The 13425-nt window shown below is 63.3% G+C and carries 10 protein-coding genes; 8 read left to right on the top strand and 2 right to left on the bottom strand.

Annotated features, from left to right (window positions below):
• Positions 1-20: 20 nt before the first annotated feature.
• On the bottom strand, positions 21-3539 hold the full coding sequence (gene smc, locus ACSQ20_RS08210) for a chromosome segregation protein SMC (RefSeq protein WP_436018800.1): 3519 nt from the start codon (positions 3537-3539) through the stop codon (positions 21-23).
• A 328-nt stretch (positions 3540-3867) separates the two neighbouring features.
• On the opposite strand from smc, the gene dapC reads away from it, so the two are divergent.
• The 7 genes from dapC (at position 3868) to cls (ending at position 10728) form a co-directional block, all read left to right on the top strand.
• Positions 3868-5073 carry a succinyldiaminopimelate transaminase gene (gene dapC / locus ACSQ20_RS08205; protein ID WP_436018798.1) on the top strand — a complete coding sequence of 402 codons (1206 nt, stop codon included), beginning with the start codon at positions 3868-3870 and terminating at the stop codon, positions 5071-5073.
• Between the two features lie 66 nt (positions 5074-5139).
• Positions 5140-5967: a 2,3,4,5-tetrahydropyridine-2,6-dicarboxylate N-succinyltransferase gene (gene dapD / locus ACSQ20_RS08200; protein ID WP_436018796.1), complete on the top strand. Its 828-nt coding sequence runs from the start codon at positions 5140-5142 to the stop codon at positions 5965-5967.
• Positions 5967-6329: a Spx/MgsR family RNA polymerase-binding regulatory protein gene (locus tag ACSQ20_RS08195; protein ID WP_436018794.1), complete on the top strand. Its 363-nt coding sequence runs from the start codon at positions 5967-5969 to the stop codon at positions 6327-6329. The genes dapD and ACSQ20_RS08195 overlap by 1 nt, the downstream gene beginning before the upstream one ends.
• A 79-nt stretch (positions 6330-6408) precedes the next feature.
• Positions 6409-7548: a succinyl-diaminopimelate desuccinylase gene (gene dapE / locus ACSQ20_RS08190; protein ID WP_436018792.1), complete on the top strand. Its 1140-nt coding sequence runs from the start codon at positions 6409-6411 to the stop codon at positions 7546-7548.
• 42 nt (positions 7549-7590) lie between these two features.
• Positions 7591-8478 (top strand): 50S ribosomal protein L3 N(5)-glutamine methyltransferase, encoded by an 888-nt coding sequence (prmB, locus tag ACSQ20_RS08185; protein WP_436018790.1) that lies wholly within the window; start codon positions 7591-7593, stop codon positions 8476-8478.
• Between the two features lie 10 nt (positions 8479-8488).
• A complete protein-coding gene (locus ACSQ20_RS08180; RefSeq protein WP_436018788.1) occupies positions 8489-9187 on the top strand; it encodes a lysoplasmalogenase in 699 nt (232 codons plus the stop codon).
• An 83-nt stretch (positions 9188-9270) separates the two neighbouring features.
• On the top strand, positions 9271-10728 hold the full coding sequence (cls, locus tag ACSQ20_RS08175) for a cardiolipin synthase (RefSeq protein WP_436018786.1): 1458 nt from the start codon (positions 9271-9273) through the stop codon (positions 10726-10728).
• A 50-nt stretch (positions 10729-10778) separates the two neighbouring features.
• Here cls and ACSQ20_RS08170 read toward each other — a convergent pair whose 3' ends face one another.
• Positions 10779-11264 carry a glutathione peroxidase gene (locus tag ACSQ20_RS08170; RefSeq protein ID WP_436018784.1) on the bottom strand — a complete coding sequence of 162 codons (486 nt, stop codon included), beginning with the start codon at positions 11262-11264 and terminating at the stop codon, positions 10779-10781.
• A gap of 158 nt (positions 11265-11422) precedes the next feature.
• Between ACSQ20_RS08170 and ACSQ20_RS08165 the strand changes: the two genes are divergently transcribed.
• Complete coding sequence (locus tag ACSQ20_RS08165; protein WP_436018782.1) at positions 11423-13399, top strand: ATP-binding cassette domain-containing protein; 1977 nt, start codon at positions 11423-11425, stop codon at positions 13397-13399.
• Positions 13400-13425: the final 26 nt, after the last annotated feature.

The raw sequence follows: 13425 nt of genomic DNA, 5'->3' as shown, positions 1-13425 counted from the left end.
GTTGCGCCGCGCCCGCTCGTTCAAGCCGTATTCTGGGCGAAACCCGCAGCGGTTTCCATGTCCACGGCCACGATGCGCGAGACCCCTTGCTCCTGCATCGTCACGCCAATCAGTTGCTGAGCCATCTCCATCGCGATCTTGTTGTGCGAGATGAAGAGAAACTGCGTCTTTTCCGACATCGCACGTACGAGATTGGCAAAACGCTCGGTGTTCGCGTCGTCGAGCGGCGCGTCCACCTCGTCGAGTAGACAGAAAGGCGCCGGATTGAGCTGGAACATCGCGAACACGAGCGCCGTCGCCGTTAGCGCTTTCTCGCCGCCCGAAAGCAGGTGGATCGTCGAATTCTTCTTGCCCGGCGGTTGCGCCATCACCTGCACGCCAGCATCGAGAATCTCGTCGCCCGTCATGATCAGCTTTGCCTGCCCACCACCGAACAACCGCGGGAACAGCTCGCCGAAATGCCGGTTGACCTCGTCGAACGTGCCTTGCAGCAACGTGCGCGTCTCCTGGTCGATCTTGCGAATAGCGTCTTCGAGGGTATCGATGGCAGCGGTCAAATCCGCCGATTGGGCATCGAGGAACGTCTTGCGCTCGCCGGCGGCCGCCAGTTCGTCGAGCGCCGCCATGTTGACCGCGCCGAGCGCGGTGATCGCATTGTTGATGCGCGTCACCTCGCCCTGCAAGTAAGACGGCTTCATATCCGGCGTCAGCTTCGCTTGCAACTGTGCCTCGTCGACGCCCGCTTCGTTCAGTTGCTCGACAAACTGTTCGCCCGCGATGCGCGCGGCCTGTTCCTTGAGCTGAAGCTCGGTGATCCGATCGCGCAGCGGCTGTAACGATCGTTCGGCCGTCAGGCGCATCTCGTCGGCATGGCGCAGCTTAGCGGTTAGATCGTCGAGCTCTCTGCGCGCCGCGCCGAGTGCCGCCTCTTTCGCGGCGCGAATCTCGAGCGCGTCTTGCAGACCCGTGTGCGCCGTCTGCTCGTTGATGGTTTCCAATTCCGCACGCGCATCCTCGAGTGACGCCGCCACACGCTCGCTTTGCTCGTGCGCCACCTGGATGCTGCGCGTCAGTTCGTCGATGCGATTCGCCATGTTGCGCGCCGCGAAGCGCGCATCGGTGGCCGCCCGCTCGAGATCGCGCGCCTCGGTGCGCGCCGCGCTCAACGATTCGTCGAGCGCTTCGAATGCAAGCTGATTGTCTTCAAAGCGCGCTTGCAAGCCGGCGAGCTCACCATCGTGGCGCTCGAAGTTGGCCTCGGATTCCGCCCGCTGCGCACGCTGCTCCTCGATTTGCGCCGTGATTTCGTCGAGTTCCTCGCGAATTTGCGAGCTGCGTTGCGTGTAGCGCTCGTGGGCTTGTGCAAGCTTGAGAACGTCTAATTGCAGCGCGTGCACGCGTTGCGTCGCGCGCTCGGCCTGTGCTCGCGCATCGGTCAACGTCTGCGCGGCTTGGGTGTGAGCTGACTCCGCGCGAATGGCGGCTGTCTTGGCTTCATCCGCCAGCAGTGCTTGCGCACGCAATTGGCGCGCAAGGTTTTCGATCTCCTGCTGGCGTGCCAGCATGCCTGCCTGCTCGGAATCGGCAGCATAAAGCTGCACACCCACCCGCGTGACCACATGCCCCGCCTTGACGACAAGCGCACCACCTTCCGGCAGTTGCGCCCGCATCGCAAGCGCCTGCGGCAGATCGTCGGCGACATAGACGCTCTCGAGCCAGTCGGCAAGCACGGCACGCAAGCCCGCATCGTCGATGCGCACGAACGAAAGCAGCGGCTGCAGCCCGGCCGGCACCTCGCGCGGTGCCGCAGCCGTTGGCGGAGCATAAAAGGCGAGCTTGGCGGGCGGCGCATCGGTCGCAAACGCCTTCACCCAATCGAGATTCGAAATTTCCAGCGCAGCCAGGCGCTCGCGCAGTATCGATTCGAGCGCCGTTTCCCAGCCCGCTTCGACGTGCAGCTTTTTCCATAGGCGAGGCAGACCGGCCAGTTCATGCTTGTCGAGCCAAGGCTGGATCTTGCCCTCGGTCTGGACGTTTTCCTGCAATTGCTTGAGTGCGACAAGCCTCGCTTCCAACTGATGAATCTGCGCCGTTTCGGCCTGCACGCGCTCGTGCGCCTCGCGGCGCGACGCATCGAAGCCCGGCAGCGCGTCCTGCGCGTCGGCAAGCCGCGCTTGCGCCTCGCGCAGCACTTCCTCATGCTCGGCAAGCTGCATGCGCTGCTCTTCGAGCAGCGCTTCGTCGGGTGCGTCGAGCCCGCCCGCCTCCGCCTTCAGCCGCTCATGGCGCTGCTGCAACTGCTGCAACTGCTGATCGGCGTTGCGCTGATGCGCCGCTTCGAGCTTCAGCGCCTGCTCGGTCTGCGCGATGGCGCCACGTTCGTCGTTGAGCCGCGCCTGGGCATCGCGCCAGCTCGCTTCGAGCGCAGGCAACGCGTCGTGCTTGGCGGCCGCCTGGTCTTCGGCAAGCGAGGCCTTTTCTTCGGCGATGGCAAGCTGCGTCTGCGCGTCTTCGAGATCGCCGCGCGCCTTTTCGGCCTGCATCAGCCACTGTTCGCGCTGCGCCGTCAGCGCAGCAATCTGCGCCTGCACGCGATTGCGCGATTCGATGATGAACTTGATCTCGGCCTCGAGCCGGCTCACTTCCGCATTGGCTTCATACAGCGAGCCTTGCGCACCTTGCATCGCGTCGCTCGCGGCGTAGTGCGCCACGCGCAGCGTCTCGAGCTCCGCCTCGACCTCGCGCAGACGCGCCGTCTGTGCTTCGAGGTCGATCTGCGCCTCGGCGATCGCCCGCTGCTGGCGCGCCTGTTCGCCGGCCGCCTCGTTCTTGCGCAACAGCCACAAAAGCCGCTGCTTTTCCTCGCCTTCGGCCTGCAACGTCTTGAATTTGGTTGCGACCACGGCCTGCGCTTCGAGCTTTTCCAGATTGGCGCTCAGCTCGCGCACGATATCTTCGACGCGGATCAGATTCTCGCGCGTGTCGTGCAGCCGGTTCTCGGTCTCGCGCCTGCGCTCTTTGTACTTCGAGACGCCCGCCGCCTCTTCCAGGAATACGCGCAGCTCTTCGGGCTTCGCCTCGATGATGCGCGCGATCATGCCTTGCCCGATGATCGCGTAAGCACGCGGGCCAAGGCCCGTGCCGAGGAAGATGTCCTGGATGTCGCGCCGGCGCGCGGGCAGATTGTTGATGTAGTAGCTCGAGGTACCGTCGCGCGTGAGCACGCGCTTGACGGCGATCTCGGCATACTGCCCCCACTGGCCGGCTGCACGGCCGTCGGCGTTATCGAACACGAGTTCGACGCTCGCCCGGCTGCCGGGCTTGCGCGAAGTCGAGCCGTTGAAAATGACGTCCTGCATGGACTCGCCACGCAGCTCGGACGCGCGCGACTCGCCCAGCACCCAACGCACGGCATCGATGATGTTCGATTTGCCGCAACCATTGGGGCCGACGACACCGACGAGCTGGCCGGGTACCTGGAAATGGGTGGGATCGACGAAGGACTTGAAGCCAGCGAGTTTGATCGAGGTCAGACGCACGGCGATATCGCTGTTTGAGTGTAACGGTCGAACGGATCGCGCACGGATAACCTCCCCGCCGCAATGCTCAGAAATCAGGCTGCGGGCCATACGCAGACGGCAGATCGCAATCGGCGCCGGGCTCGCGAGCAAATGGCAATCATACCATCGCCTACGCGCGCGTCTGCTCAGGATCGGTGTTCGAGCAACGCCTCGCCGGGGCTCGAGGCGGCTATAATGGCCCGCTTCATGCCGCTGTATGCGTTTGTCGTACGCAAGCGCGCTTTGTTCGCGCGCCGCCAGCCTTCTTCGGCATTTCCCGCATTTCGCCCGCACCGCCGAGCCCAACGTGAATCCTCGACTCGACCGACTCCAACCGTATCCATTCGAAAAGCTGCGCGCGCTGCTCAAGGACGCCACGCCGCCCGCCGCGTCGACTCACATCAGCTTCGGCATCGGCGAGCCCCGGCACGCCACGCCAGCGCTCGTCACCGAGGCCATCGTTGCCTCGCTCGGCACGCTGTCGAGCTACCCGGCCACGGCTGGCTCTAGCGCGCTGCGGGAAGCCATCGCGCATTGGGCCACGCAGCGCTATGGCCTGCCGGCGCTCGATCCGGCCGCGCAGGTGTTGCCCGTGTCGGGCTCGCGCGAAGCACTTTTCTCGCTTGCGCAAACGGTGGTGGACGGCTCGCGGCCCGGCGCCATCGTGCTCTGCCCGAACCCGTTCTATCAAATCTATGAAGGCGCGGCGTTGCTCGCCGGCGCCGAGCCTTACTTCGTGAACAGCGATCCGGCTCGCAACTTCGCCTGCGACTACCGAGCGGTGCCGGACGATATTTGGTCGCGCACCCAGCTGCTGTACGTTTGCTCGCCGGGCAACCCGACCGGTGCCGTCCTCACGCTCGAAGACTGGCACGAGCTTTTTGCGCTAGCCGACCGGCATGGCTTCGTGATCGCCTCCGACGAGTGCTATTCGGAAATCTATTTCGACGAGGGCAAGCCGCCGCTCGGCGGGCTCGAAGCCGCGCACCGCCTGGGCCGCGGCTTCGAGCGGTTCATCATGTTGTCGAGCCTCTCGAAGCGCTCGAACGTACCGGGCATGCGCTCGGGCTTCGTGGCGGGCGACGCCGAACTGCTCAAACGTTTTTTGCTCTATCGCACTTACCATGGGGCCGCGCTCTCGCCGGTCTACCAAGCCGCGAGTATCGCCGCGTGGAACGACGAAACGCACGTGCGCGAAAATCGCGCGAAATACGTCAGCAAATTCGCGAAGGTCACGCCGATGCTGACCGACGTGCTCGACGTACGGTTGCCCGATGCGGCGTTCTACTTGTGGGCCAATGTCGCGCGCACTGGCCTTTCGGATACCGAATTCGCTCGGCGCCTTTACGCCGACTATAATGTGACGGTTTTGCCCGGCTCGTATCTCGCGCGCACTGCGCATGGCACGAACCCTGGCCGCGATTTCGTCCGCCTTGCGCTCGTCGCCGGCGTGAACGAATGCGTCGAAGGCGCGCAACGCATCGTCGATTTCTGCCGTTCGCTCGCGCCTTGAGCCTGCGCGCTGCGTCGAGCAACCCATCCCGACTCCCGAGTCCATCTAGCGAAAGAAAGAGAGACCATGTCGCAACAACTTCAGCACATCATCGACACCGCCTGGGAAACCCGCGCCGAGCTTTCGCCGAAGGCCGCATCGACCGAAGTTCGCGAAGCCGTCGCACACGCGATCGAGCAACTCGATAAAGGCGCGCTGCGCGTGGCCGAAAAGAAGGACGGTCAATGGGTCGTCAATCAATGGCTGAAAAAAGCCGTGCTGCTGTCGTTCCGGCTCGAAGACAACGTGCCGATGCCCGCAGGCGGCTACTCGCAATTCTACGACAAGGTGCCTTCGAAATTCGCCAGCTATACGGCTGAAGACTTCGCTGCCGGCGGCTTTCGCGTCGTCCCGCCGGCCATCGCGCGCCGCGGGTCGTTCATCGCGAAAAACGTCGTGCTGATGCCGTCGTACACGAACATCGGCGCCTATGTGGACGAAGGGACGATGGTCGATACCTGGGCCACCGTCGGCTCGTGCGCGCAGATCGGCAAGAACGTCCATTTGTCGGGCGGCGTCGGCATTGGTGGCGTGCTCGAGCCGCTGCAAGCCAACCCCGTCATCATCGAGGACAACTGCTTCATCGGCGCACGCTCGGAAGTGGTGGAAGGCGTGATCGTCGGCGAGAATTCGGTCATCTCGATGGGCGTCTATCTCGGCCAAAGCACGAAGATTTTCGATCGAGAGACGGGCGAAGTCAGCTACGGCTATGTGCCGCCCGGCTCCGTCGTCGTCGCCGGCAACCTGCCATCGAAGGACGGCACGCATAGTCTCTATTGCGCCGTGATCGTCAAGAAGGTTGACGCTAAGACGCGTGCAAAAGTCGGCCTGAACGAGTTGCTGCGAGGCGATTGATGAGCGCGGCGCGCACCGTCGTCTACGGCATTCCGAACTGCGACACCGTGAAAAAAGCGCGCGCATGGCTGGAGGCGCGCGGCGTGTCGTTCGAGTTTCACGATTTCAAGAAGGCCGGTCTCACCGCCTCGCTCGTGTCGGCGTGGCTCGCCGACGTGCCGCTCGATGCGCTCATCAATCGTCACGGCACGACGTGGCGCGGCCTGTCGGACGCAGCGAAGGCAGCCGCGCAAAGCGAAGCGGGTGCAATCGCGCTGATGGTCGAGAAGCCGTCCGTTGTGAAGCGGCCCGTGGTGGTCGTCGACGGCAGCGTGAAAACACTTGGCTTTTCGCCCGAACAGTACGAAACGCTGTTCGACTGACCGAACTGCGCGACCGCCGCATGGCATGCAGTTGCCGGCCGTTGCAAGCCGGCATTTTTTATTGATACGGGTCACATTCATGTCCGGCACCCTCGCCCTCACCGAAGAACTGATTGCGCGCGCGTCCGTGACGCCCGACGATCAGCATTGCCAGCAATTGTTGATCGACCGCCTGAGCGCGATCGGCTTCGACTGCGAAACGATTGCATCGCACGGCGTCACGAACCTGTGGGCCGTCAGGCGCGGCACCGACGGCACCAACGGCAAGCTGCTTGCATTCGCCGGCCACACTGACGTCGTCCCCACGGGCCCGCTCGAACAATGGAGTTCGCCGCCGTTCGTGCCGACGCACCGCGACGGCAAGCTCTATGGCCGCGGCGCCGCGGACATGAAAACGTCGATCGCCGGTTTCGTCGTCGCCACGGAAGAGTTTGTCGCCGCGCACCCAGACCACCGTGGCTCGATCGCGTTCTTGATTACAAGCGATGAAGAAGGCCCCGCCGCCTACGGCACCGTCAAGGTCGTCGAAGCACTGAAAGCACGCAATGAAAGGCTCGACTATTGCGTCGTCGGGGAGCCGACGTCGGACGCCACGCTTGGCGACGTCGTCAAAAATGGTCGGCGCGGTTCGATGTCCGGCAAGCTCACGGTCAAAGGCGTGCAAGGCCATATCGCTTATCCGCATCTCGCGAAAAACCCGATCCATTTGCTCGCGCCCGCCCTTGCCGAACTGGTGTCAGAGCATTGGGACGCCGGCAACGAACACTTCCCGCCGACCACCTGGCAAGTGTCGAATTTGATCAGCGGCACCGGTGCCAGCAATGTGATTCCCGGGCGAGCGGAGTTGACATTCAATTTTCGTTTTTCGACGGCGAGCACCGTCGACGGACTGCAGCGTCGTGTGCATGCGATGCTCGATAAGCACGGCCTCGATTACGAACTCGACTGGACTGTGAGCGGGCTGCCGTTTCTAACCCCGCGTGGCGACCTGTCGAACGCGCTCGAGCAGGCCATCAAGGACGAGACAGGTCTCACGACGGCGCTCTCTACGACAGGCGGCACATCGGACGGCCGCTTCATCGCGCAGATCTGCGAGCAAGTCGTCGAGTTCGGGCCGCCCAACGGCAGCATTCACAAAATCGACGAGCATATCGAGTTGGCCTTCGTCGAGCCGCTCAAGAATATCTATCGGCGCGTGCTCGTTGCGCTGGTCGCGTAATGCATCACGCGTCAAACGTATAGCGTCAAGGGAGCCATCATCATGACCACGCCGTTCACTACCGTACGCGACCTGCTGCGCTATTCGGTTTCGCGGTTCAACGCGGCCGGGCTCGCGTTCGGCCATGGCAGCGCGAACGCTTACGACGAAGCCGCCTATCTGATCCTGCATACGCTGCATTTGCCGATCGATACGCTCGAGCCGTTTCTCGATGCACGTTTGCTGCCAAGCGAAATCGACGAGGTGCTCGGCATCATTACGCGTCGCGCCGACGAGCGGCTACCCGCCGCCTACCTCACGCACGAGGCATGGATGCATGGCTGCCGCTTTTACGTCGACGAGCGCGTGATCGTGCCGCGTTCGTTCATCGGCGAATTGCTTGACGACGGATTGCAGCCGTATGTCGCGGACCCGGATGAGGTGAGCGCGGTACTCGAGCTTTGCACGGGCTCCGGCTGCCTCGCTATTTTGGCGGCGCACGCGTTTCCGAACGCGGACGTCGATGCCGTCGATATCTCCGCCGATGCGCTCGAGGTTGCCCGCATCAATGTCGCCGAGTACGGACTCGACGAGCGCATCGCACTGTTCGAGGGTGACCTTTTCGCACCGCTCGCGCAACGGCGCTACGACGTCATCATCGTGAATCCGCCTTACGTGAACAGCACTTCGATGGACGCGTTGCCAGCCGAATACCGCCACGAGCCGGCGCTCGCGCTGGCGGGCGGCGAAGACGGCATGGATGTCGTGCGCCGTATCATCGACGAAGCGCGCGGCTGGCTTACCGACGAAGGCGTGCTCGTCGTCGAGATCGGCAACGAGCGCACCAACGTGGAAGCGGCGATCGGCGGTCTCGATCTCGTTTGGCTCTCGACGAGCGCCGGCGAAGACAGCGTATTTCTGATCCAGGCAGGCGACTTGCCGGCACACTGACGTGCCGTCCATGCGCCGACCCACGCCGGAGCCTAAGCCACAGCCATACGCCGAAGCTCGCGATCAGGCGCAACGCCTTTGGTTCATCGCGGGGGCGGCGGCGCTCGCCTATGGCGTGTCGCTGCGCGATGCGCCCTATCCCGATCAGGCCGCGGCAAAAGTGCTGATGTGCGCGCTGCTCGTGCTCGCGGCAGCCCGTCACACGCCAATGCGAGAGCGCCGGTGGTTGTGCGCTGCGCTCACCGCCTGCGCGATAGGTGACGCACTGCTGGCGTTGCCGCAGTTGCCGCTTTCGTTCATCGGCGGTCTCGCCGCCTTCGGGCTCGCCCATCTCGCTTACAGTGCGCTGCTTTGGCCGCTCGCCAGCCCTTGGCGCGCCGTGACGGGCTGGCGGCGAGCCGCGCTGCCGTTGCTGTGGCTTGTCGCGCTCGCACTCTATGCCTGGTTCTTTCCGCATCTGGGCGATCTCGCGCTGCCGGTGGCCGCTTACATGGCAGCGCTTTGCCTGATGGCAAGCCTCGCCGTCGCGGCGCGCTTGCCAAGCGCCGTTGCGGCATTCGGCGGCCTCGCTTTCGTCGCCTCAGACACGATGATCGGCATCGAGCGCTTCATCGGCCCATTCGCCGGCAGCGCCTACGCCATTTGGGCAAGCTATGCGGTCGCACAGCTCGCATTGTCTCGGGGGATACTGCTGAGCCGGCAGCGTTAGGTAAGATGCAGGCACGCAAGCGGCTCGAAGCGGCTCGCTCGCGCGGCAATGAACGGACGGAACCGGCTGTCTCACGCACTCTCATGCACTTCGAATTCAACTGGCTTTCTCTCGGCAGCCTGATTTTCGCCGCCCATGCGCTCGGCGCGATTGCGGCTTGCCACGCGATTCTCAATACGCGGACGTCGCAAGGCGCTATTGCGTGGGCAGTCTCGCTCGTGTCGATGCCCTACTTCACGTTGGTCCCCTATCTCTTTCTTGGCCGCAGCAAGTTCTCGGGCTACGTCGACGCGCGCCGGCTCGAAAACGAGTTGTTGCGTTCGCGTGCGCATCCGAGCGCCTGGGATACGCACGGCTCGACTGCCGGACGCCCCGCACAAGCGCTTGGACACAATGTCGTACGCTCGCTGGCCGGACTGAGCGGCATGCCGTTTCTGCCCGGCAACGCTGTGCGCACGCTCGTCAACGGGGATGCAACCTTCTCGGCGATCCTCGACGCGATCGAACAGGCACGCCATTACGTGCTCGTGCAATTTTTTATCGTGCGCGACGATTCGCTCGGCGAAATGCTGAAGAACCTGCTTATCGCGAAAGCGGCCGCGGGCGTGCGCGTGTGCTTCCTTTACGACAGCATTGGCTCGTTCGACTTGCCGCAACGGTATGTCACAGCCCTGCTTGCGGGCGGCGTCGAAGTCCATCCGTTCGCCACGAGCAAGCGTTTCGTGAACCGCTTTCAGCTCAATTTCCGCAATCATCGGAAGATCGTCGTCGTCGACGGTGAGCGCGCGTTTGTCGGCGGCCATAACGTCGGCGTCGAATATCTGGGCGGCAACCCGCGGCTCTCGCCCTGGCGCGATACGCATATCGAACTGCGTGGGCCGGTCGTCGCGAGCGTGCAATTCGTCTTCATCGAAGACTGGCATTGGGCGACGCAGCAGTTGCCGCATCTGGAGCCGTCGCAAGCCGAAACGCCTAAAGCGGCGGACGCTGCCGATATGCATTGCTTAGTTGTCGCACCGGGGCCGGCCGACAAGGAAGAGACGGGTTCGCTCTTCTTCGTCGCGGCGATCAACGCCGCTCAAACGCGTATTTGGATCACCACGCCTTACCTCGTTCCCGACGAAGCTGTATTTTCGGCGCTGCGTCTTGCCGTCATGCGCGGCGTCGACGTGCGCATTCTGATTCCATGTCGCCGCGATCACTACGTCGTCTTCGAGGTATCGAAGTTATACGCCTACGAACTCGTGCGCGCCGGTGTGCGCATCTTCCGTTACCAGCCCGGGTTCCTTCATCAGAAGGTGGTGCTGATCGATCAGGTGGCTGCCGCCGTCGGTAGCGCGAATCTCGACAACCGGTCCTTTCGACTGAACTTCGAAATCATGGTGCTGACGGTCGACGATGCATTCGCCGCCGAGGTCGAAGCGATGCTGCTGCGGGACTTCGCCGAAGCACTCGAGGTCGACCGCCAAGAATATCGCGATGCGCCCGCGCTGCGGCGGGTGCTGATGCATGTTGCACGGCTTTTCGCGCCGATCCTCTAAACGCCCAAGCACCGGCGCCGGCGCCGGCGCCGGCGAAGCGATCGACCAATCTACAACAGCGATTCGATATCGTCCTGCAACGCTTCGGGCTTCGTTGCCGGCGCGTACCGCTTGACCACGCTGCCACGACGATCGACCAGAAACTTCGTGAAGTTCCACTTGATCCATTCGGTGCCCAGCACGCCGGGCGCTTCACCGGTCAGATAGCGAAAGAGCGGATGTGCATTCGGCCCCTTGACATCGACCTTGTCGAACATCGGAAAACTGACGCCGTAGTTCGTCTGGCAGAAGCTGCCGATCTGCGCGGCGTCACCCGGTTCCTGCGCGCCGAACTGGTTGCACGGAAAACCGAGGATTTCGAAACCTCGCGCCGAATAGCGCTCGTAGAGTTGCTGCAAGCCGGCATATTGCGGCGTGAATCCGCACTCGCTTGCCGTGTTCACGATCAACAAAACCTTGTCGCGATAACGGTCGAGTGTGACTGTTTGTCCGTCGAGCGTGCGGGCCGAGAAACCGTAAAGCGCATCCAACGACATTTCGTTTCCCCTTGTACGAAAAGATGCAGTCTATGTGAAACAGCGAGTAACGTGAATGCCATCCGCAGCAAGCCCGTGCGCGCGGCGCTTCGAATTCGCCGAGCCGCAACTTGCCCGCGCCGTCTAAAATAGCGCTTTTCGAGCCGCCAAGCCCTTCCGTGATCCGTTTCAATCAATTTAGTCTCGCCCGCGGTGTGAAGCCGCTTTTCGAAGCCACGACGTTCGCGCTGAACCCGGGCGAAAAAGCCGGCCTCGTCGGTGCCAATGGTGCCGGCAAATCGACCCTTTTCTCCGTTTTGCGCGGCGAGCTTCATGCCGACGCCGGAGATTTTTCGCTGCCGCCCGCCTGGCGCATCGCGCACGTCGCGCAAGAGACGCCGGCGGCCGAGCGTTCCGCGCTCGACTACACGCTCGATGGCGACGCCGCACTGCGTGAAATCGAAATGTGCATGGCCGCCGCCGAAGCCGCACACGACGGCGAAACGCTCGCCCACGCGCACACTGCGTTTGCCGACGCCGACGGCTATACCGCACCCGCACGCGCCGAAGCGCTGCTGCTCGGGCTCGGCTTTACGCTGGCGCAAACGCGCGAGAGCGTGGCGAGCTTTTCAGGCGGCTGGCGCATGCGGCTGAACCTGGCGCAGGCGCTGATGTGCCGCTCCGATTTGCTGCTGCTCGACGAGCCGACGAACCACCTCGATCTCGATGCCATCGTCTGGCTCGAAGACTGGCTGCATCGTTATCCCGGCACGCTCGTCGTCATTTCGCACGACCGCGAGTTCCTCGACTCGATCTGCAACGTCACGCTGCATCTCGAAAACCGGCAGATCAAACGTTACGGCGGCAATTATTCGCAGTTCGAGATCCTGCGCGCGCAACAACTTGCGTTGCAGCAAAACGCTTACGAGAAGCAGCAAAAAACGGTGGCGCATCTGCAAAGCTTCATCGACCGCTTCAAGGCGAAGGCGACAAAAGCCCGCCAAGCCCAAAGCCGGATGAAAGCGCTTGAAAAGATGGAGCTGATCGCCCCGGCGCACGTGGCCTCGCCTTTCACGTTCGAATTTCGCGTGCCCGACGCCGCGCCGAACCCGATGCTCGTGATGGAGGACGTGCGCTGCGGCTACCGGAGTCATAGCGGCAATGACGGCGATCAAGGCAACGACGGCGCCGAGATTCCGATTCTCGACGCCGTCTCGCTGTCGATCCAAAATGGTCAGCGCATCGGCCTGCTCGGCGCCAACGGTCAGGGCAAATCGACGTTGGTGAAGACGCTCGCCGGCACGCTCGCCCCGCTTTCGGGATCGATGCGACAGGGGCGTGGGCTCAAGATCGGCTACTTTGCCCAGCATCAGCTCGAAACACTGCGGCCCGACGATTCGCCGCTCGCTCACTTGGCGCGCATTGCGCCGCAAGCACGCGAGCAGGAGCTGCGCGACTTTCTGGGCGGGTTCAACTTCTCGGGCGATATGGCCAGCGCGTCGATCGCACCGTTTTCAGGCGGTGAAAAAGCGCGGCTTGCACTGGCGCTGATCATCTGGCAAAAACCGAATTTGCTGTTGCTCGACGAGCCGACGAATCACCTCGATCTCGAAACGCGTCACGCGCTGACGATGGCACTGGCGCAGTTCGAAGGTACGCTGATCCTCGTGTCGCACGATCGGCACTTGCTACGCGCGAGCACCGATCAGTTCATGCTCGTTGCGCATCATCGCGTGCAGCCGTTCGACGGCGATCTGGACGATTACCGCGATTGGCTCCTCGAGCATGCCGCGCAGGCGCGCAGCGCGGCCAAGGCGGCCGCCGCCGAAACAACCGATTCGGCAACGAACGGCGCCGGCGCGCGCCGCGATCAGCGCCGCCAGGAAGCGCAGACGCGACAGAAACTGGCGCAGTTGAAAAAGCCGCTGCAAACGCGGATTGCCAAGATCGAAAAAGATATGGAAGCATTGAACGCGAAGAAGTCGACGCTGGACGCGTTCGTTGGAGACCCAGCCAGCTACACGCCCGAGATGAAGGCCAAGCTGAGCGCAACGCTCGCCGAGCAGGGCAGCGTGCAGGCCCGGCTTGCCGCGCTCGAAGCCGAGTGGCTCGAAGCGCACGAGGAATTGGAGCAAATCGGGGAGCAAGCCGGCTAGCACGCGCGCCGATCGGGCACGGGCGC

The organism is Trinickia sp. LjRoot230 (genome assembly GCF_964253315.1).
GTDB lineage: Bacteria > Pseudomonadota > Gammaproteobacteria > Burkholderiales > Burkholderiaceae > Trinickia.
Note: the sequence above shows the minus strand (reverse complement) of the source record. Positions and strands in the feature narration are given on the sequence as shown.